General features: G+C 61.7%; 18 protein-coding genes. 9 read left to right on the top strand and 9 right to left on the bottom strand.

Annotation, left to right across the window (positions count from 1 at the left end; genetic code table 11):
* Positions 1–48 precede the first annotated feature (48 nt).
* The gene (locus tag HU719_RS23355) at positions 49–1,002 is read left to right on the top strand and encodes a DMT family transporter (RefSeq protein ID WP_186536988.1); all 954 of its coding nucleotides are present in this window, start codon (positions 49–51) and stop codon (positions 1,000–1,002) included.
* A 161-nt stretch (positions 1,003–1,163) separates the two neighbouring features.
* Here HU719_RS23355 and HU719_RS23350 read toward each other — a convergent pair whose 3' ends face one another.
* Positions 1,164–2,558 (bottom strand): class II fumarate hydratase, encoded by a 1,395-nt coding sequence (locus HU719_RS23350; protein ID WP_186521380.1) that lies wholly within the window; start codon positions 2,556–2,558, stop codon positions 1,164–1,166.
* Between the two features lie 155 nt (positions 2,559–2,713).
* Between HU719_RS23350 and HU719_RS23345 the strand changes: the two genes are divergently transcribed.
* From HU719_RS23345 to HU719_RS23315, 7 genes are all read left to right on the top strand, one after another.
* On the top strand, positions 2,714–3,238 hold the full coding sequence (locus tag HU719_RS23345) for a DUF2059 domain-containing protein (protein WP_186521378.1): 525 nt from the start codon (positions 2,714–2,716) through the stop codon (positions 3,236–3,238).
* A gap of 10 nt (positions 3,239–3,248) precedes the next feature.
* Positions 3,249–3,545, top strand: coding sequence for a BolA family protein (locus tag HU719_RS23340; RefSeq protein WP_186521376.1), 297 nt, complete (start codon positions 3,249–3,251; stop codon positions 3,543–3,545).
* Between the two features lie 202 nt (positions 3,546–3,747).
* A complete protein-coding gene (gene trhO, locus HU719_RS23335) occupies positions 3,748–4,680 on the top strand; it encodes an oxygen-dependent tRNA uridine(34) hydroxylase TrhO (protein WP_186536987.1) in 933 nt (310 codons plus the stop codon).
* Between the two features lie 3 nt (positions 4,681–4,683).
* Positions 4,684–5,316 (top strand): DsbA family protein, encoded by a 633-nt coding sequence (locus tag HU719_RS23330; RefSeq protein ID WP_186521373.1) that lies wholly within the window; start codon positions 4,684–4,686, stop codon positions 5,314–5,316.
* Positions 5,309–7,141, top strand: a complete 1,833-nt coding sequence (locus HU719_RS23325) for an ABC transporter ATP-binding protein (protein WP_186536986.1) — start codon at positions 5,309–5,311, stop codon at positions 7,139–7,141. Before HU719_RS23330 ends, HU719_RS23325 begins: the two co-directional genes overlap by 8 nt.
* A gap of 149 nt (positions 7,142–7,290) precedes the next feature.
* On the top strand, positions 7,291–9,747 hold the full coding sequence (locus HU719_RS23320; RefSeq protein WP_186536985.1) for an EAL domain-containing protein: 2,457 nt from the start codon (positions 7,291–7,293) through the stop codon (positions 9,745–9,747).
* Between the two features lie 38 nt (positions 9,748–9,785).
* Positions 9,786–10,568, top strand: coding sequence for an iron-containing redox enzyme family protein (locus HU719_RS23315; protein WP_186536984.1), 783 nt, complete (start codon positions 9,786–9,788; stop codon positions 10,566–10,568).
* A 305-nt stretch (positions 10,569–10,873) separates the two neighbouring features.
* Here the strand turns inward: HU719_RS23315 and HU719_RS23310 are convergent, their stop codons facing one another.
* From HU719_RS23310 to HU719_RS23285, 6 genes are all read right to left on the bottom strand, one after another.
* On the bottom strand, positions 10,874–11,527 hold the full coding sequence (locus HU719_RS23310; protein ID WP_186537032.1) for an HAD family hydrolase: 654 nt from the start codon (positions 11,525–11,527) through the stop codon (positions 10,874–10,876).
* Positions 11,528–11,540: 13 nt separating this feature from the next.
* Entirely contained in the window at positions 11,541–12,530 is a 990-nt protein-coding gene (locus HU719_RS23305) for an ABC transporter ATP-binding protein (RefSeq protein ID WP_186537033.1), read from the bottom strand.
* Position 12,531: 1 nt separating this feature from the next.
* Complete coding sequence (locus tag HU719_RS23300; protein ID WP_186520601.1) at positions 12,532–13,326, bottom strand: ABC transporter permease; 795 nt, start codon at positions 13,324–13,326, stop codon at positions 12,532–12,534.
* Positions 13,316–14,155, bottom strand: coding sequence for an ABC transporter permease (locus tag HU719_RS23295; protein ID WP_186537034.1), 840 nt, complete (start codon positions 14,153–14,155; stop codon positions 13,316–13,318). The genes HU719_RS23300 and HU719_RS23295 overlap by 11 nt, the downstream gene beginning before the upstream one ends.
* The gene (locus HU719_RS23290; RefSeq protein ID WP_186520603.1) at positions 14,152–14,958 is read right to left on the bottom strand and encodes an alkaline phosphatase family protein; all 807 of its coding nucleotides are present in this window, start codon (positions 14,956–14,958) and stop codon (positions 14,152–14,154) included. Before HU719_RS23290 ends, HU719_RS23295 begins: the two co-directional genes overlap by 4 nt.
* A 63-nt stretch (positions 14,959–15,021) precedes the next feature.
* On the bottom strand, positions 15,022–16,080 hold the full coding sequence (locus HU719_RS23285) for an ABC transporter substrate-binding protein (protein ID WP_186537035.1): 1,059 nt from the start codon (positions 16,078–16,080) through the stop codon (positions 15,022–15,024).
* A gap of 319 nt (positions 16,081–16,399) precedes the next feature.
* Here HU719_RS23285 and phnR point away from each other — a divergent pair, with 319 nt between their 5' ends.
* Positions 16,400–17,113, top strand: a complete 714-nt coding sequence (gene phnR, locus HU719_RS23280; RefSeq protein ID WP_186537036.1) for a phosphonate utilization transcriptional regulator PhnR — start codon at positions 16,400–16,402, stop codon at positions 17,111–17,113.
* Here the strand turns inward: phnR and HU719_RS23275 are convergent.
* Together HU719_RS23275 and HU719_RS23270 are read right to left on the bottom strand one after the other, a co-directional pair.
* On the bottom strand, positions 17,025–18,317 hold the full coding sequence (locus tag HU719_RS23275) for an MFS transporter (RefSeq protein ID WP_186537037.1): 1,293 nt from the start codon (positions 18,315–18,317) through the stop codon (positions 17,025–17,027). The two genes, phnR and HU719_RS23275, sit on opposite strands and share 89 nt — an antisense overlap.
* Positions 18,314–19,234 carry a diiron oxygenase gene (locus HU719_RS23270; RefSeq protein WP_186537038.1) on the bottom strand — a complete coding sequence of 307 codons (921 nt, stop codon included), beginning with the start codon at positions 19,232–19,234 and terminating at the stop codon, positions 18,314–18,316. Before HU719_RS23270 ends, HU719_RS23275 begins: the two co-directional genes overlap by 4 nt.
* Positions 19,235–19,309: the final 75 nt, after the last annotated feature.

The raw sequence follows: 19,309 nt of genomic DNA, 5'->3' as shown, positions 1-19,309 counted from the left end.
AGCCCCTAGAATCAAGTCACCCCCACCCCGGGCCTGATCGAGGACACCATGCACACCACTTCTGGCCGTTGGGTCTTCGGCCTGCTGCTTGCCCTGCTGACTGCGCTGCTCTGGGGCATCTTGCCCATCAAGCTCAAACAGGTGCTGCAAGTGATGGACCCGGTGACCGTCACCTGGTACCGCCTGACGGTGTCTGGCACATTGCTGTTCGTATGGCTTGCGGCCAATCGGCGGCTGCCCTCGTTCAGCGCACTGGGCCACAAGCGCAAGGGTTTGGTGGTGGTGGCGATATTCGGGCTTTTGGGCAACTACGTGTTGTACCTGGTCGGCCTCAAGCTGCTCAGCCCCGGCACTGCACAACTGGTGGTGCAACTGGGGCCGGTGCTGTTGCTGGTGGCCAGCGTGTTTGTGTTCAAGGAGCGTTTCAGCGTCGGCCAAGGCATTGGTCTGGTGGTGTTGCTGGCGGGCTTCGGGCTGTTCTTCAATCAGCGCCTGGCAGAGTTGCTGGGCTCGCTCGGTACCTACACCACCGGGGTGCTGACGGTGGTGTTGGCCACCAGCATCTGGGTGTTCTATGCGCTGAGCCAGAAGCAGCTGCTGACGGTCTGGAACTCGCAGCAGGTGATGATGGTGATCTATATCGGCTGTGCGGCCCTGCTGACGCCGTGGGTACACCCGTTGGAGGCGTTGCAACTGAGCCCGTTGCAGGGTTGGCTGCTGCTGGCGTGCTGCCTGAATACCCTGGTGGCCTATGGCGCATTCGCCGAAGCCTTGGCGCACTGGGAAGCTTCGCGGGTCAGCGCGACCCTTGCCTTGACGCCGCTGGTGACCTTTGTGGCCGTGGCCATTGCGGCCTGGCTGTGGCCTGACTATGTGCATGCCGAGGACATCAACGCGCTGGGTTATTTCGGCGCGTTGACGGTGGTGCTCGGCTCGGCCTTGGTTGCCCTTGGGCCGTCGATTGTGGCCGGCTGGCGGGCGAGGGCGGCGCGGGCTGGGTGAAATATGGCGCCACTGTAGGAGCGGCCTTGTGTCGCGAAAGGGGGCGAAGCGCCCCTGAAATCTGTGCTTCACATTGATATCGCCGGGGCCGCTATACGGCCCTGTTCGCGACACAAGGCCGCTCCTACACCAACCGCGTAGAGCAGCCCCGGCACCGCAGGTCAGCCCTTGCCACCCGGCGCGAGCATATTCTCCGGCCTTACCCATTCATCGAACTGCTCATTGCTCAGGTAGCCGAGCGCAAGTGCGGCCTCGCGCAGGGTCTTGCCTTCGTTGTAAGCCTTCTTGGCGATTTCTGCTGCCTTGTCATAACCAATGTGCGGGTTCAGCGCCGTTACCAGCATCAACCCGCGCTCCAGGTGGGCGGCCATTTGCGCGGGGTCGGGCTCGATGCCGGCCACGCAATGCTCCTGGAAATTACGGCAGCCATCGGCGAGCAAGGTGATCGACTGCAACAGGTTGTGGATGATCACCGGCTTGAACACGTTCAACTGCAGGTGCCCCTGGCTTGCCGCAAAGGCAATCGCCGCATCGTTGCCAAGCACCTGGCAGGCCAGCATCGACAACGCCTCACACTGGGTCGGGTTGACCTTGCCAGGCATGATCGAGCTGCCCGGCTCGTTGGCCGGCAGGCGCACTTCGGCAAGCCCGGCGCGCGGGCCGGAGCCGAGCAGACGCAGGTCGTTGGCAATTTTCATCAGCGCCACGGCCAAGGTTTTGAGCGCACCGGCCAGGCTGGTGAGTGGCTCGTGCCCGGCGAGGGCGGCGAACTTGTTCGGCGCGGTGACGAAAGGCAGGCCCGACAGCGCCGCCAGCTCTGCGGCGATGGCTTCGGCAAACCCGTGCGGGGCATTCAGCCCGGTGCCCACCGCCGTACCGCCCTGGGCCAACTCGCACACCGCCGGCAAGGTGGCGCGGATAGCGCGCTGGGCGTAGTCGAGCTGGGCGACGAACGCCGAGACTTCCTGGCCGAAGGTGATGGGCGTGGCATCCATCATGTGTGTGCGGCCGGTTTTGACCAACTGGTGATGGCGGGCTGACAGCTCGGCCAGCCCGGAAGACAGCTCGGCGACCGCGGGCAGCAGTTGGTTGTGCACCGCTTGCACGGCTGCGATGTGCATGGCGGTAGGGAAGCAGTCGTTGGAACTTTGCGAGCGGTTGACGTGGTCGTTGGGGTGCACCGGCGCCTTACCGCCGCGGCCTTGGCCTGCCAGCTCGTTGGCACGCCCGGCAATCACCTCGTTGACGTTCATGTTGCTTTGCGTGCCGCTGCCGGTCTGCCATACCACCAGCGGGAATTGATCGTCGTGGGTGCCAGCGAGCACTTCATCGGCAGCCTGTTCGATCAGCCGGGCGATGTCGGCGGGCAGGTCGCCATTACGGTCGTTGACCCGGGCGGCGGCTTTCTTGATCAGCGCCAGGGCGTGCAGCACCGCCAGCGGCATGCGTTCGCTGCCGATGGCGAAGTTGATCAGCGAGCGCTGTGTCTGCGCGCCCCAGTAGGCCTGCTCAGGAACTTCGACCGGGCCCAGGCTGTCTGTCTCGATACGGCTCATGCTGCGCGCTCTCCTTGAATTAACCAGAACTCGCAGTTTAGGCCCTGAATCGACCGAGCGGTTCAGTCGCTCGTCGTGCCACTTGAGCACATCGCCACCACGGCGCAGAATGCTCTACTCTGAGGTACCCGCCTCCCTTTCTTGAAGGAAATGCAATGACCCGTCTCCGTGTCCTCTGTGCCGCCGTTGCCCTGGTTTGCGCCAGCGGCCAGGTACTCGCCGCAACTGCCAGCCACAACGCTGCCGCCGAGAAATTCCTGACCCTGGCCAATGCCGACAAGCTGGGTACCCCGGTGTACATGCAGGTCCAGCAGATGTTTGCCCAGCGCTTCGAGCAAACCAAGGCACCGGCCACCAAGAAGAACGTCCTCGACAGCTACACCGCCAAGGCCAATGCTGCCCTGGACAACGCCATTGGCTGGAAAAAGCTCAAGCCGCAAATGGTCAACCTGTACACCGCGACCTTCACCGAGGCCGAGCTCAACGACCTGGTCAAGTTCTACGAGTCGCCGCTGGGCAAGAAAGTCCTGCGTGAAATGCCCAAGGTTACCCAGCAGTCGGCCCAGCTGACCCAGCAGAGCCTGGAACCTGCGGTACCTGTGGTCAACAAGCTGCTTGACGACATGACCAAGGAACTCGACCCGAACGCCGGCAAAGCCGTAGCGCCTGCCAAGAAGTGAGCCTGACGCGATGAGCATGCAGCAACGTATCGAGCAGCAACTGGCCGCGCTGGGTGACCAGCACCTTGAAGTGCACAACGAAAGCCACATGCATAGCCGTGGCCAGGAGTCGCACTACAAAGCCGTGCTGGTCAGCGCGCAGTTTGCCGGGCTCAACAGCGTCAAGCGCCACCAGAAGGTCTACGCCACCATGGGCGAGCTGATGGGGCAGATCCATGCCCTGGCCATCCACACCTACACCCCTGAAGAGTGGGCAGTGGTTGGGGTGGCGCCGGCTTCGCCGGTGTGCGCAGGCGGCGGGCACTGATTCCCGCCAGGGATTCTGCTAGACTTCGCCATCCTTCGGGGCCGCTGCGCGGCCCATCGCGGCACCAGGCCGCTCCTGCACAGGCAGCAATGTCTTTGTGGGAGCGGCCTTTTGTCGCGAAAGCGGGGCAGCCCCCCAACCCTGTTCATGTAAACGCCCGGTTCGCCCCTTACGAGGGCAGCCACCTGGAGATTCAACGCAAATGACCCAACCGATCGTCGTGGCGGCGCTGTACAAATTCGTCACCCTCACAGACTACGTCGAACTGCGCGAGCCCCTGCTCAAGGCAATGCTCGACAACAACGTCAAAGGCACGCTGCTGCTGGCTGAAGAGGGTATCAACGGTACCGTGTCCGCCACCCGCGAAGGCATCGACGGCCTGCTGGCCTGGCTGCGCAACGACCCGCGCATGGTCGACATCGACCATAAAGAGTCGTACTGCGACGAACAACCGTTCTACCGCACCAAGGTCAAGCTGAAAAAAGAGATCGTCACCCTGGGCGTGCCGGGCGTCGACCCGAACAAAGCCGTCGGCACCTACGTCGAGCCCAAGGATTGGAACGCGCTGATCAGCGACCCCGAAGTACTGCTGATCGACACCCGCAACGACTACGAAGTGGCCATCGGCACCTTCAAGGGCGCGGTCGACCCCAAGACCGAGACCTTCCGCGAGTTCCCCGAGTACATCAAGGCCAACTTCGACCCCGCCAAACACAAGAAGGTGGCGATGTTCTGCACCGGCGGTATCCGCTGCGAAAAAGCCTCCAGCTACATGCTCGGTGAGGGCTTCGAAGCCGTCTATCATCTCAAGGGTGGGGTGCTGAAGTACTTCGAAGAGGTGCCTCAGGAAGAAAGCCTGTGGGACGGCGACTGCTTCGTGTTCGACAACCGCGTCACCGTGCGCCACGACCTCAGCGAGGGCGAGTACGACCAGTGCCACGCCTGCCGCCACCCGGTCGATGCCAAGGACCGCGAGTCCGAGCATTACTCGCCTGGCGTGAGCTGCCCGCATTGCTGGGACACCCTCAGTGAGAAGACCCGCCGCAGTGCCATCGACCGGCAAAAGCAGATCGAACTGGCCAAGGCGCGCAACCTGCCACACCCGATCGGTTTCAACTACAAAGCCGAGGCCTGACCGATGTCCGCACGCCTGCTCTATGTGATGGACCCGATGTGCTCCTGGTGCTGGGGTTTTGCCCCAGTGGCCGAGGCCCTGTTCGCCCAGGCGCGCGAGGCCGGGGTGGCCACCCACCTGGTGCCAGGCGGGCTGCGCAGCGGCAGCAGTGCGCTGGATACCTCGACGCGCAAGTACATCCTTGAGCACTGGCAGGCGGTGCAGGATGCCACCGGGCAGCCGTTCAGCTTCGAAGGCGCGATGCCCGACGGTTTTGTCTACGACACCGAGCCTGCCTGCCGCGCCCTGGTAGCTGCCCGCGAGCTTGACGAGCCGCGCATGTGGGCGTTGCTCAAGCTGATCCAGCACGGGTTCTACGAGCAGGGCATCGACGTCACCCGCGCCCCGCAACTGGTCGACCTGGCCGAGCAGGCAGGCTTTGCCCGCGAGCCGTTTGCCCAGCAGTTCGCCTGCCCGCAGGTGCGTAAGGCCACGGTCGACGATATCGCCTGGGCCCGAGACCTGGGTATTGCCGGCTTCCCGACGCTGCTGGCCGAGCGCAACGGCCAGTTGGCGTTGGTGACCAATGGCTACCAACCCCTGGAGAGCCTGCAACCTTTGCTTGCTCGCTGGCTGCAGCAGGCCGCCTGTGCTTGATGCGCCAGGCTCGCCCGGCCCGACACCAGGGCAGCCGCCGGCGGCGCCAGATCGCCTGAGCTGGGCCGAAATCCGCCGCCTGGCGCTGCAGCATAAAAAGGCCCTGTGGAGCGCCAACCTGGTAGCGGTGTTCGCCGCACTGTGCAGCGTGCCGATTCCGCTGTTGCTGCCGCTGCTGGTCGATGAAGTGCTGCTGGGCAATGGTGACGCGGCGCTGAAGTGGATGAACAACCTGCTGCCCGCTGGCTGGCAGGTGCCGGCCGGCTATATTGGCCTGATGCTCTGCGCCACCTTGTGCCTGCGCGTCTCGGCGCTGGCCTGCAACGTGGTGCAAGCCAGGTTGTTCGCGGGCCTGGCCAAGGACATCGTCTACCGCTTGCGCATCCGCCTGATCGAACGGCTCAAGCGCATCTCGCTCAAGGAATACGAAAGCCTGGGCAGCGGTACCGTGACCACCCATCTGGTCACCGACCTGGACACCCTCGACAAATTTGTCGGCGAAACCTTGAGCCGCTTCCTGGTGGCGATGCTGACCCTCACCGGCACCGCGGCCATCCTGATGTGGATGCACTGGAAGCTGGCGTTGCTGATTTTGCTGTTCAACCCGCTGGTGATCTTTTTCACCGTGCAGTTGGGCAAGCGCGTCAAGCACCTGAAAAAGCTCGAAAACGACAGCACCGGGCGCTTTACCCAGGCGTTGACCGAAACCCTCGATGCCATCCAGGAAATCCGCGCGAGCAACCGCCAGGGTTACTTCCTTGGCCGGCTTGGCCTGCGCGCCCGTGAAGTGCGCGACTATGCGGTGGCCTCGCAGTGGAAGAGCGACGCCAGCGGCCGCGCCAGCGGGCTATTGTTCCAGTTCGGCATCGACATTTTCCGCGCGGCGGCCATGCTCACCGTGCTGTTTTCCGACCTGTCCATCGGCCAGATGCTGGCGGTGTTCAGCTACCTGTGGTTCATGATTGGCCCGGTGGAGCAACTGCTCAACCTGCAATACGCCTATTACGCCGCAGGTGGCGCCCTGAGCCGCCTCAACGAGCTGCTGTCGCGGGCTGACGAGCCGCAGTACGCCGCGGCCTGCGACCCGTTCAGCGCCCGCGAAACGGTCGGCATCGAAGTGCGTGACCTGCGCTTTGCCTATGCCGATGAACCGGTGCTGGACCAACTGAACCTGGCCATCGCCCCTGGCGAAAAGGTGGCAATCGTCGGCGCCAGTGGCGGCGGCAAGAGCACCTTGGTGCAGTTGCTGCTGGGGCTGTACAGCGCACAGGCCGGGACCATCCGCTTTGGCGGCGCCAGCCTTCAGGAAATCGGCCTGGAAACCCTGCGTGAAAACGTCGCAGTGGTGCTGCAGCACCCGTCGTTGTTCAACGACAGCGTGCGCGCCAACCTGACCATGGGCCGCGAGTGCAGCGACGAGGCCTGCTGGCAGGCGCTGCGTATCGCCCAGCTCGATGCGACCATCGCCGCACTGCCTCAGGGCCTGGACAGCATCGTCGGGCGCTCCGGCGTGCGCCTGTCGGGCGGGCAGCGCCAACGCCTGGCCATCGCCCGCATGGTACTGGCCGAGCCGAAGGTGGTGATCCTCGACGAAGCCACCTCGGCGCTGGATGCCGCCACCGAGTACAACCTGCACCAGGCGCTGGCGCGCTTTCTGAGCGGGCGCACCACCCTGATCATCGCCCACCGTCTGTCGGCCGTTAAACAGGCCGACCGTGTGCTGGTATTCGACGGCGGCCGCGTGGCGGAGGACGGCGACCATCAGCAGTTGATCGCCGACGGCGGGCTTTACGCCAAGCTCTACGGCCATCTGCAGCAGACCTGAGCGAATCGGCGGCAAACCTCCAACTGCAGCGGCACTGCTTTTTCTTGTCGCTTGCCGCTCGCCACTTGTCGCTGCTTCAGAGCAAATGGCCTACGCTGAGCGATGTCTAGGTCGATTCGTGCCTTATCTGCCGCAGTGACAGGGATTACATGAAGGGAAATCGGACTCTCGAAGCGCCACGGCTGCTGGGCATTATCTGGCCGTTTGTCGCCGTTGTAGCGTTCCAGGTGCTGCTGGGCAGCCTGAGCCTTTATGCCTTGTCTGCGATGCGCGCCTATGTTGCCGGCGAGAGCCTGTGGTCCAAGGCGCAGAAAGACGCCATCTACTACCTGAGCCTGTACGCCGACGACCGCCACCCGCTCACCTACCAGCGTTATCGCCAGGCCATTCTGGTGCCCCAGGGCGACCGCGAGCTGCGCGTTGCCCTCGATCAGCCGGTGCCCGACCTTGAGGCTGCACGCCAAGGCATCCTGCAAGGCGGCAACCACCCTGAGGATGTGGCCCGGATCATCTGGTTCTACCGCAACTTTCGCAATGTCAGCTACCTGCAGACGGCCATCGACTACTGGGACATCGGCGACGATTACCTGAGCCAGCTCGATGTGCTGGCCGGGCAGATGCGCCAGGGCTTTGCCACCGGCGCGGTCGATGCCCGCCAGGTGACCGACTGGAAGGCGCGCATCGTCGCCATCAACGACGGCGTAACGCCGGCGGCGAAAGCCTTCAGTGACGCCCTCGGTGAAGGCTCGCGGGTGCTGCTCAAGGTGCTGATGCTGACCAACCTGATCACCGCGTTGTTCTTGATTACCATGGCCTGGCGCCGCTCGAGCAAGCTGCTGGCCCAGCGCCAGGCATTTGCCAGTGCCCTGCAAGAGGAACAGGAGCGGGCGCAGATCACGCTCGGCTCGATTGGCGATGCGGTGATCACCACCGACGTCGACGGCTGCATCGCCTACATGAACCCAGCCGCCGAGCACCTCACCCACTGGCAGGCAGGCCAGGCCCAGGGCTTGCCGCTGTCGGCACTGTTCAGCCTGCTGGAGGAAGGCGCCGAGCGCGACAGCCCCACCTTGGTCGAGCAGGTGCTCAATGGCAGCCTCAAGGGTGGCGCCGAGCATGCCCGCTTGATCCAGCGTCTGGACGGCAGCACGGTGTCGGTCAACCTGGTCGGCTCGTCGATTCTGACCGATGGCCAGATCAGTGGCATGGTCATCGTGCTGCATGACATGACCCAGGAACGCCAGTACATCGCCAACCTGTCATGGCAGGCGACCCATGACGCCCTGACGGGCCTGGCCAACCGCCGCGAGTTCGAATACCGCCTGGAGCAGGCGCTCAATGTGCTGTCGCGCCAGGCAGGTCGGCATTCGCTGATGTTCCTGGACCTGGACCAGTTCAAGTTGGTAAACGACACCTGTGGCCATGCAGCAGGTGATGAACTGCTGCGTCATATTTGCGCGGTGTTGCAGTCAGGCTTGCGTGAGGGCGACACCCTGGCCCGGCTGGGCGGCGATGAGTTTGGCATCCTGCTCGAAAGCTGCGCGCCCGAGCAGGCCGAGCGCATCGCCGAGCAACTGCGCCAGGCGGTGCAGAGCCTGCACTTCGTGTGGAAGGGCAGGCCGTTCGTGACCACCGTCAGCATTGGCCTGGTGCATATTGCCCAGGCGCCGAACACGCTTGAAGCCTCGCTACGCGCCGCCGACATGGCCTGCTACATGGCCAAGGAAAAGGGCCGCAACCGGGTACAGGTGTACCACGCCGACGATAGCGAATTGTCCATGCGCTTTGGCGAAATGGCCTGGATACAACGCCTGCACGTGGCGCTGGAAGAAAACCGCTTTTGCCTCTATGCCCAGGAAATCGCGCCGTTGCGCGGGCAGGATGAAACCGGCCATATCGAGATTCTGCTACGCCTGCACGATGAAAGCGGCCGCACCATCCTGCCGGACAGTTTCATCCCCGCTGCCGAGCGCTACGGCCTGATGACCGCGCTCGACCGTTGGGTGGTGCGCGGCGTGTTCCAGGTCATCCGGCAGTGCCTGGATGAAGGCCGTGAAGGGCCGTTGGCGGTCTGCGCGATCAACCTTTCGGGTACCAGTATTGGCGATGACAAGTTCCTTGAGTACCTGCACCGGCTGTTTGCCGAGTACGACATTCCGCCTCGCTTAATCTGTTTTGAAATAACCGAAACCAGCGCTATCGCCAATTTGGGAAGTGCGATTCGCTTTATTAATGAATTGAAAGGTTTGGGCTGCAAATTCTCGTTGGATGACTTCTGCGCCGGGATGTCGTCATTCGCCTATTTGAAACATTTGCCTGTAGACTTCCTGAAGATCGACGGAAGTTTCGTCAAAGACATGCTCGACGACCCGATCAACCGGGCGATGGTCGAAGTGATCAATCACATTGGCCACGTCATGGGCAAACGGACCATTGCCGAGTTTGTCGAGACGCCGCTCATCGAGCAGGCGTTGCAGGAAATCGGCGTTGACTACGCCCAGGGCTATCTCATCGAACGCCCGCAAGTGCTTACCTGCGACAGCTTGCAGCGCCAACGGATTGCGGCGAGGCCCCTGTTACACCGGGCGCCAGGGACCTTTCGCTAAGCTGCGCCCGGACTTCACAGGGAACCAAGGAGTCGACAGTGATTGATGCGTTCATAAGGATTGGACCATTGATGGATCCGGCCAGTTATCCAGACTGGGCCCAACAACTGATTAATGATTGTCGCGAAAGCAAGCGCCGGGTGGTGGAACATGAGTTCTATCAACGCCTGCGCGACGGGCAATTGCGCCCGGCGACCATTCGCCAATACTTGATTGGTGGCTGGCCGGTGGTTGAGCAGTTCTCGCTGTATATGGCCCATAACCTGACCAAGACCCGCTATGGCCGCCATGCGGGCGAGGATATGGCGCGGCGCTGGTTGATGCGCAATATCCGTGTTGAACTCAACCATGCCGATTACTGGGTGCACTGGTGTCAGGCCCATGGCATTCATTTGCATGAGTTGCAGGCCCAGGAAGTACCGCCCGAGCTCAATGGCCTCAATGATTGGTGCTGGCGCGTGTGCAGTACCGAGTCGCTGGCGATTGCCATGGCTGCGACCAATTACGCCATCGAGGGCGCCACGGGTGAGTGGTCGGCGGTGGTGTGTGCGGGGGGCTACGCCGAGGGCTTCCCGGAGGAGGGGCGCAAGCGCGCGATGAAGTGGCTGAAGATGCACGCGCAGTATGACGATGCGCACCCTTGGGAGGCGTTGGAGATCATCTGTACCTTGGTTGGTGAAAACCCAACCCTGGGGCTGCGTACCGAGCTGCGGCGAGCCATTTGCAAGAGCTACGACTGCATGTTCCTGTTCCTGGAACGCTGCATGCAGACCGAGGGCCGCCAGCAAGGGCGCCTGCGCCCGGCGTTGGCGGCGGGGTAAGTTACCGTGGGGATCCCCCCATGGTTTTGTACACCCCTGTTTTCGCCAGACATATCTCCTTGTGGCGAGCGGGCTTGTCCCGCGTTGGGCTGCGCAGCAGCCCTGAAAACCCAAGGGGCTGCTGCGCAGCCCAACGCGGGACAAGCCCGCTCGCCACAAGGAGATATGTCTGGCGAAAACAGGGTTGTACAAAACCATAGAATCTCCCACAGGGTCTCAGTCGGGCACATCTATCACGGCCCGGCACAGCTTTTGTGGGAGCTGGCGCCAGCCTGCGATGAGGCCGGCACCGGCAGACCCGCCGCTCAAACCCAGCTCAGCACCGGCCAGCCATGGGTCCGTGCATGTTCGTGCAACACCGGGTCAGGGTTAACCGCAACCGGGTGATCGACCTTTAGCAACAGCGGCAAGTCATTGCGCGAATCGGAGTAAAAACTCGCCCCCTCAAGGTTTTCCTGCTCCTGGTCCAGCCATTCCAGCAAACGGGTGATCTTGCCCTCGCGGTAGGTCAGCACGCCGTGGGTCCTGCCGGTATACACCCCGTTTATCGCCTCAAGCTCGATGGCCAGGTACTCCTCCACCCCAAGGCGCGCCGCAATCGGGCCCACCAGGTGCGTGCCGCTGGCCGAAATGATCAGGATGCGGTCACCGCGCTTGCGGTGTTCGGCAATGCAGCGGCAGGCATCGCCGAAGATGATCGGCTCGATCACCTCCTCGACCCACGGCTCGACCAGGTGCTCGACTTCCTCCAGGGTGCGGCCTGCAATCGGCTCCAGGCTGAACGCCATGTAGTCCTCCATTTGCAGGTGGCCCTTGCCATAGGCTTTCATCAGTTCATGGTCGCGCTTGAGGAATGCCTTGCCATCGACCCAGCCAAGCCGGGCCATCTGTTCGCTCCACAGCGACGCGCAGTCGCCGTGGATCAAGGTTTCATCCAGATCGAAAATTGCCAGTGCCATGTGCTGCGTCTCCTTAGGCCACTTCCCGTAGCGCCGTTGGGTCGATCGACAAGGATACGCGCTTGCCATCGGCGTGCAGGTCGGCTGCCGAGCGGTTGAGCACGTCCACCACCAGCTCGACCTCGCGCACCTGCACCCGGTAGCGGATCACGTTGCCGAGCAGGCTGTGGCTGCGCACCTCGGCGTCCAGCTCACCGTTCAGGCCCAGGGTGATCGACTCCGGGCGGATCGCCAGGCGCCCGCTGACCGGGCGTTGCAGCAAGCGGCTGGCGCGGTCGGCGTCGAGCAGGTTGTAGTTGCCGATAAAGCCTGCGGCAAACAGGTCGACCGGGGCGGTGTAGAGGGTTTCGGCATCGCCGCTCTGCACGATGCGCCCTTGGTTCATCAGCACGATGCGGTCCGACATGGTGAGCGCTTCTTCCTGATCGTGGGTGACGAAGATAGTCGTCAACCCCAGCTCGCGCTGGATGGCGCGGATCTGCTCGCGCAGGTGCTTGCGAATGCGTGCATCCAGCGCCGACAGCGGCTCGTCGAGCAGCAGCAGGCGCGGGCGGGTGACCAGCGAGCGGGCCAGCGCCACCCGCTGGCACTGCCCGCCAGAAAGCTGATGCGGGTAGCGCCCGGCAAAGCTGTTCAGCTCGACCAGCTCCAGCACTTCGCGCACCCGCACCTGGCTCTCGTCGGCCTTGACCTTCTGCATGCGCAGGCCAAAGGCGACGTTTTGTTCAACGGTCATGTTGGGGAACAGCGCGTAGCTCTGGAACACCATGCCGATGCCGCGTTTTTGCGGGGTCAGCGGCACGATGTCCTGGCCGTCGAGCAGGATCTGCCCGCTGTCTACCGGCGTCAGCCCGGCGATGCAGCGCAGCAAGGTCGACTTGCCGCAACCGGACGGGCCAAGCAGGGTGACGAACTCGCCGCGCTCGACCTGGCAGTCGATGTTTTCGAACACGGGGCTACCGGCGTAGCTTTTTTGCAGTTTCTGTACGCTGACAAAGCTCATCTCAGGTCTTGTCCTTGTTCAAACGGTTGGCCACCCAGGTGAGTACCAGCACGAAGGCGAAATAGGAGATCACCAGCGCGCTGTTGAAGTGGCCGCTGCTGTTGCGCATGTTGTTCAGGTAAACCTGCAGGGTTTCGTAGCGGGTGCCGACCAGCAGGTTGGCGAACACGAACTCGCCGAACAGGAACGAGAACGACAGCAGCAAGGCCACCATCAGCCCCTTGCGCAGGTTGGGCAGCACCACCAGCATCGCGGCCTGCCAGGTGCTGGCACCGAGCAGTTGGGCGGCGTCCATCAGGTCGCGCAGGTTGATGGCCTGCAGGTTGTTGGTGATGGCCCGGTACATGAACGGCAGGGCGATGGTGAAGTAGCAGCCGATGAGAATCCACGGCGTGCCGACCATCGCCATCGGCCCGCTGCCGTAAAGTTGCAGCAGCCCCACCGAGGACACCACCGGCGGTACCGCGAACGGCAGCAGGATCAGCACGTTCATGAACGCATCGAGCCTGGGGAAGTGGTAATGCACCACGAACAACAGCGGCAGAATCAACAGTACCGACAGCAGCAAGGCCCCCACGCACACCAGCAGGGACTGGCCAAAGGCTGCCAGAAAGCGCGGTTCGCTCCACAGCGCCACATACCATTTGAAGGTCAGCCCGCTGGGCAGCATGGTCGCCGACCAACTGGTGGCCAGCGAGTAGAGCAGGGTGCCGGCCAGCGGCAGCAGCAGAATCAGAAACAACAGGTACACCACCAGCTTGTGGTAGAGCCCGCCCTTGCCAGTTTCAGCGCGCATGGTAGCTCCTTCGCAACAGCCATTGATGAACCACGGTGACCAGCGTCATCAGCCCCACCAACACCATGGCCAAGGCGCTGGCCAGGTTCGGGTCAAGGCTGATATCACCTGCCACAAGCCCGGCGATGCGGATGGGCAGTACGTTGAAGTTGCCGGTGGTGAGGGCATAGACGGTGGCATAGGCGCCCAAGGCGTTGGCCAGCAGAATCACGAAGGTGCCCAGCAACGCCGGGGCCAGCACCGGCAGGCCGATATGCCGCCAGAACTGCCATTGGCTGGCGCCCAGCAGCGCAGCGGATTCGCGCCAGTCTTCGCGCACCGCATCGAACGCGGGGAACAGCAGCAGCACCCCCAGCGGGATCTGGAAGTAGGTGTACACCAGGATCAACCCGGTCTTGGAATAGATGCTGAAGTCGCCGAGCAGGCCCATCTGCTTGAGCAGCAAGGTCAGCGCACCGTTGAAGCCCAGCAGAATGATGAAGGCGAACGCCAGCGGCACGCCGGCAAAGTTGCTGGTCATGTTGGCGAAGGCGGTAACGAAGTCGCGCAGGCGCGAGTCGACCTTGTGCAGCGAGTAGGCGCCCAGGGTGGCGATCACGATGCCGAACAGGCTCGACCAGAAGCTGATCTCAAGGCTGCGTTGCAGCGCTTGCAGATAGAACTTCGAGGCGAACACCTTGCTGAAGTTGGCCAAGCCCCAACCGCTGTCGCTTTGCAGGCTGTTGATCGCCACCCAGGCCAGCGGCGCAATCTGGAAAATGATGAAAAACACCGCGAACGGCAATAAACAGAGCAGGGCCAGGTAGCGGCCTCGGCGGCTGGAATTCACGTGAGCAGCTCCCGGCAGACGGTCTTGTCGTGGGCGGCGCCCAGCAGTTGGCAGATGGTGCCGCACAGCTCGGTCTGCAGTGGCTTGGCCGCAGGATCCAGGCTGAACGCCTTGCCGAACACGAACAGTGGCACCTCGCGCTCCTCGGCCAGCAGGCCGTTGTGCGAGCGGTCGTTGTTCATGCCGTGGTCGGCGGTTACCAGCACCTGATAGCCCTCTTCGAGCCAGCGCGGCAGGTAGTCGGCCAGCAGAATGTCAGCGCTGCGCGCAGCGTTGCGGTACTGGCTGCTGTCCAGGCCGTGGCGGTGGCCGGCGTCGTCTATGTTCATCGGGTGCACCAGCAGAAAGTTCGGTGCATGGCGCCGCCGCAGGTACTCGGCGTCGGCCAGCAGGTGCGAGTCGGGGTAGTGATCGGCGTAATAGAACAGCCCGTGCTGGATCGGCAACTTCGGCGCGTGGGTGTGGCGGTCGCGCAGCGGGTCGAACGGGGAGCGGTTGTACAGCTCGCTCATCCAGTGGTAGGCCGCCGCTGCCGTGCCTAGGCCAGCCTCGCGGGCGTAGTGGAACACGCTGCGTTGGTTGGACAGGCGGTTGACGTTGTTGTGCACGATACCGCTGTCGATGGGCGGCACCCCGGTCAAGATGCATTCGTAGAGCGGCCGCGACAGCGACGGCAACTCGCATTCGACCCGGTAAAGCGCGGCGCGGTCGGCCTCGACGTAGGCGTGCAGGTGGCCCATGGCGTGGTGAGCGACCTGGTAGTTGAGGCCGTCGAGCAGGACCAGAATGACGTTGTGTTGCATGTTCGCTCCAAGGGCATAGGGCGGGCAGGAGCGAGCAAGCCCGCTCCTGCCCGCAGACGGCGCTTATTCCATCTCGATGATCACCTGCTCCTGCCACTTCTGCGGCAGGGCCTTGGAGGTGGTTTCCCACACCTCGGCGTTCTTGATCGGCTGGGCCGCTTGGTACTGCTCGTTAGGCAGCAGCTTGGCCTGCACGTCGGCTGGCAGTTTCAGGTGCTCGGCGCGGATCGGGCGGGCGTGGCCGATAGCCAGGTTGGTCTGCCCGGCGTCGCTGAAGATGTACTCGCGGGCCAGCTTGGCGGCGTTCGGGTGCTTGGCGTACTTGTTGATGATGGTGGTGTAGCCCGAAGTGATCGAGCCGTCCGAGGGGATCAGCACCTCAAAGCGCTTGGGGTCGATCTGGTCGCGGTAGCTCAGGCCGTTGAAGTCCCACACCACGCCGACTTCCACTTCGCCCTTTTCGAGGGTCTGGATGGTCGGGTTGGCCAGCGACAGGCGCTTTTGCTGGGCCAGCTTGGTGAACAGCTGCAAGCCCGGCTCGATGTTGCTTTCGTCGCCCTTGTAGGCGATGGCCGCCGCCAGCACGCCGTTGGCCGCCTGGGCCGCAGTGCCGACGTCACCGATGGCAACCTTGTATTTGCCCTTTTCCAGGTCGTGCCAGGTTTTTGGCCGCTCGCCTTCCTTGACCAGGTCCTTGTTGATGATGAACGCGATGGTGCCGGTATAGGCCAGCGCCCAGTGGCCATCGGCGTCCTTGGCCCAGGTCGGGACCTGGTCCCAGGTGCTCGGCTTGTAAGGCTGCGTAACGCCCTTGGCGACGGCAATCGGCCCGAACGCTGCGCCAACGTCACCGATGTCGGCGCTGGCGTTGTCTTTCTCTGCGTCGAACTTGGCGATTTCCTGGGCCGAACTCATGTCGGTGTCGCTGTGCTTGAGGCCGTATTTTTTCGCAAGGACGTCCCAGGTGCCTTTCCAGTTGGCCCAGGCATCGGGCATGCCGACGCTGTTGACCGCGCCTTCTTTGCGCGCAGCGTCTTCGAGGGCCTTGAGGTCCTGGGCCATGGCCGAGGTGCCGAAAGCGATGGCGGAACCGAGCAGTGACGCCATGAACAACTTTTTCATCCGAAGCTCCTTGGGTGGGGTGCCTTGCATTCGTTGTGATGAGGAGAAGCCGTGCCTGCTTGACGTTGGTCTAGGTCAGCAAACCTTGAGCCAAGTTAGGCCGCTTGCATGACAATTTGATGTAAGGGGCGGGCGTGCACGGGTGCCACACGGCCCTGGCATTACAGCGTAGACCACAGGTGCTGCGTGGGCTGGCGCGGTTCTGGCAAGGGCTGGCGGGCAGCCGTTGTCACAGGATGTTCATCAGCCCTGCCTAGGCTTGCACTATTCTCCACCTGCCCTGTTATGGGGCTGGACTAGTCCAGATAGGTAACCTTTGATGCAAGCGACGCCACCGCGTGCGGTAACAGCCATCTGCCACGCCTTGCAGGAGCAGATAGAACACGGCCTGCTGGCGCCGGGCGGCAAGCTGCCGGCCGAGCGCAAGCTCAGCGAGGTGTTCGATACCACGCGTATCACCCTGCGTGAGGCACTGGTGCAGCTGGAAGCCCAAGGGTTGATCTACCGCGAGGAGCGGCGCGGCTGGTTCGTGGCCCCCGACCGGCTGACCTATGACCTGATCGAGCGCAGCCACTTCCACGCGATGGTCCGCAACCAGGGCCGCCAGCCTGCCACCGAGTTGCTGTCGGCGCGGCTGCAACCCGCCTCCGCCGCCATCTGCGCACGCCTGCGCCTGGCGCCGCTGTCGAGCGTGGTACGCATCTGCCGGCTACGGCGTATTGACGGCCGTGCGGTGCTGTATGCCGAGCACTACCTCAACCCGCAGTATTTTCCCGGCATTTTGCAGCTGGACCTTGCCCAGTCGCTGACCGAGATCTACGCCCGGCACTACCAGCTTGAATATGGGCAGGTGTGCTTCGAGATACTGCCGACGGCCTTGCCGGTGGAGGCGGCCAGCGCCCTGAAAGTCTCGGCCGGCAGCCCTGGGCTGCATATCACCCGGGTCAATAGCGATCAGCACGGGCATCTGATTGATTGTGATCTGGAGTATTGGCGGCATGATGCGATTCGCATACGGGCCGAGGCGGGGTGAGGGGTGTGGCTGGGCTGATTGCCTCCTGAGAATCCAAGTCAGGCAGTTGAACAAGCAGCACCAAGCCGATTACTCCCGTGATGAAGAATGTCGTAGCGAGACTCGCCATGACCTGGACGCCGGTGGTCGCAAGCACGGCGCCGAACAGTGCTCCGGTGCCGAATACTAAGGTACTACTTAGGGAGGCTGCAGCGCCCGCGCGTTCGGGGTGCCGGGCCAGAGCCAGGGACGTTGCCGCGGGCCTGATAATGGTGATGCCGGTGGCGCAGATGATCACAGGCAGCAAAACACTGGTAACCGACGCTTGTGCTGCAAGCCCCCATATAAATGAGGTAATACCCGAACAACCGACGAGCATGAAACCAATCCCGATTTGCGAGCCTGCACGCGCATGACGGCTCAGCCAGCGAGCGACCACACCGCCCAAGACATAGGCCGAGCCATAAGCGGTAAATACGACGCCGAAACCTGTCACCGAAAAATCCATATGGTCCATCAAGATCAAGGGCGCATTGATGATAAATGAAAAATGGCAGGCAAATGCCAGGCAGGAAAATAAAGTGAGGATTAAAAAAAGCCCGTCCTTTGTGAGGGCCCTGTAGCTTGCAATGATGCCCTCCACCTTCGCAGGCGCCGGCTGCTCCTGTAGCACCGTAAAGGCCATTATCGCGCTGCAAGCTGCTAGCGCTGCATACACCCAAAAACTACCCTGCCAATCAAAGTGAACTTGGAGCATGCTTCCAACAAACGGGGATAAGGAAATAAACAGCCCGCTGGCACTTGTTAACAAGATTCGCATGTTATTTCGATCTTGCCCCCCGTACAGATCTTGTACCAATGCGTGGGTGAGCACGAAGCAGCCACAGCCTAATGCTTGCAGCAAACGGAATAAAAGAAAAACTTCGAAACTGTCGGACAGCAGACAACCCGCCGCCCCGCTTGCTGATGCTAAAAGCCCGATGACGAGCAGGCGTTTGCGGCCTAGGGCATCCGACAACGGGCCTATGATGATTTGGGATGCCGACACTGCTAAGATGAACAGCGTTACGGAGTAGGCAATGCTTTGGGTTGAAGTATTGAACTCTACGGCGAGGGCGGGAAACGACGGGAGAATGACATCCAGTGGGAAAACACCAAGAAAGGTAACTAATAGGGTCAGGGAGGTTAGGGGGGTGGGGTGATGTTTGTTAATGTGGTTTGTCATGTTGGCAATCCGTTTTCACGGAACGCGTTAATGTAGGTATGATTTTTAAATAGGTCGGTACGTTTTATTGCTCTCATCGTTAGTGCCGTTGAGTCTGATATTCTATCCAGCCAATTGTTTTGCAGGGTTTTGATGGCATTTTCTATGACGGTCAGATGGGTGTCAGCGATTAATCGTATGAAGTGGATGTTCGGCCTTGAAAAAATAAGGATGGTTTTTATCAGGCAGGTTACCATGAAGTCTTTTTGAGAGTTGGACAGTCCTCCCCATAATGTTACGAACAGGTCTGAAAAGAAAATTGAGTGCCGTGACTCATCGATTAAGTGATCTTGAAACATGTGGAGTATCGGTGGTAGTAAGTCGCCGTGTGATAGCCATGAAAGTTCTCGGGTGATGATGGTTTCTGATACAAAGGCAATTATAAATGCTGCGAGCTCTTGGTGTTTATGACGTTGCGTCGCGCGACTTCTGTCCAGATGGTGAAGCCTTGCAGATCGCATTCGAGGAAGAGAGAATCGATTTGTGACTTGATCTGATAGCTCTCTGGAAAATAGCGCGTGATATCCTTCGTCGGCGTAAAGTTTAAGGGCGCAGAAACGTTCTTGTGAGCTAAAATGTTGAGAGAGTGCCCCCTGGGTTATACAGCATATAGCACGGTTTACATAGGATATCTCTAGCTCGGTCGTGTAGTCCAGGAAATGAACTAAGTGGCCGATATGTATTCTCAGAAGAGCCGCCTCTGGCAGGATTTCCATTCCAGCTTGGTTGGCAAGCGGGATTAGAGCTTTGGGGAACCAGCGCTCAGGAGTGGTCTCGCTGAATTCGGTATCTGTAAACAAGTAACGGTTAGGGCGGGAACGAACGGTACTGGTTGTATCCCAGGTGGCAAAGTAGCGGCAGCTATCGGTTTTTTTCATGGTGCCTGCCCGTTGTCCGAATGAAGATATTTAAATTTTAATCATTGCTTGAAGTTCTGTAGGTGTGGGGGCTCC

This window comes from Pseudomonas farsensis, assembly GCF_014268805.2.
Lineage (GTDB): Bacteria > Pseudomonadota > Gammaproteobacteria > Pseudomonadales > Pseudomonadaceae > Aquipseudomonas > Aquipseudomonas farsensis.
The sequence above is the reverse complement of the archived record's forward strand: the minus strand, read 5'-3'. Positions and strand labels throughout refer to the sequence as shown.

What these genes read in the sequence shown, in the direction of transcription:
- HU719_RS23330 (WP_186521373.1), top strand. Translation starts at nt 4,684, where the DNA reads ATGTCCGCACGCCTGCTCTATGTGATGGACCCGATGTGCTCCTGGTGC.
- HU719_RS23355 (WP_186536988.1), top strand. Translation starts at nt 49, where the DNA reads ATGCACACCACTTCTGGCCGTTGGGTCTTCGGCCTGCTGCTTGCCCTG.
- HU719_RS23300 (WP_186520601.1), bottom strand. Translation starts at nt 13,326, where the DNA reads ATGCGCGCTGAAACTGGCAAGGGCGGGCTCTACCACAAGCTGGTGGTG.
- HU719_RS23305 (WP_186537033.1), bottom strand. Translation starts at nt 12,530, where the DNA reads ATGAGCTTTGTCAGCGTACAGAAACTGCAAAAAAGCTACGCCGGTAGC.
- HU719_RS23270 (WP_186537038.1), bottom strand. Translation starts at nt 19,234, where the DNA reads ATGAAAAAAACCGATAGCTGCCGCTACTTTGCCACCTGGGATACAACC.
- HU719_RS23340 (WP_186521376.1), top strand. Translation starts at nt 3,249, where the DNA reads ATGAGCATGCAGCAACGTATCGAGCAGCAACTGGCCGCGCTGGGTGAC.
- trhO (WP_186536987.1), top strand. Translation starts at nt 3,748, where the DNA reads ATGACCCAACCGATCGTCGTGGCGGCGCTGTACAAATTCGTCACCCTC.
- HU719_RS23285 (WP_186537035.1), bottom strand. Translation starts at nt 16,080, where the DNA reads ATGAAAAAGTTGTTCATGGCGTCACTGCTCGGTTCCGCCATCGCTTTC.
- HU719_RS23350 (WP_186521380.1), bottom strand. Translation starts at nt 2,558, where the DNA reads ATGAGCCGTATCGAGACAGACAGCCTGGGCCCGGTCGAAGTTCCTGAG.
- HU719_RS23345 (WP_186521378.1), top strand. Translation starts at nt 2,714, where the DNA reads ATGACCCGTCTCCGTGTCCTCTGTGCCGCCGTTGCCCTGGTTTGCGCC.
- phnR (WP_186537036.1), top strand. Translation starts at nt 16,400, where the DNA reads ATGCAAGCGACGCCACCGCGTGCGGTAACAGCCATCTGCCACGCCTTG.
- HU719_RS23290 (WP_186520603.1), bottom strand. Translation starts at nt 14,958, where the DNA reads ATGCAACACAACGTCATTCTGGTCCTGCTCGACGGCCTCAACTACCAG.
- HU719_RS23275 (WP_186537037.1), bottom strand. Translation starts at nt 18,317, where the DNA reads ATGACAAACCACATTAACAAACATCACCCCACCCCCCTAACCTCCCTG.
- HU719_RS23320 (WP_186536985.1), top strand. Translation starts at nt 7,291, where the DNA reads ATGAAGGGAAATCGGACTCTCGAAGCGCCACGGCTGCTGGGCATTATC.
- HU719_RS23310 (WP_186537032.1), bottom strand. Translation starts at nt 11,527, where the DNA reads ATGGCACTGGCAATTTTCGATCTGGATGAAACCTTGATCCACGGCGAC.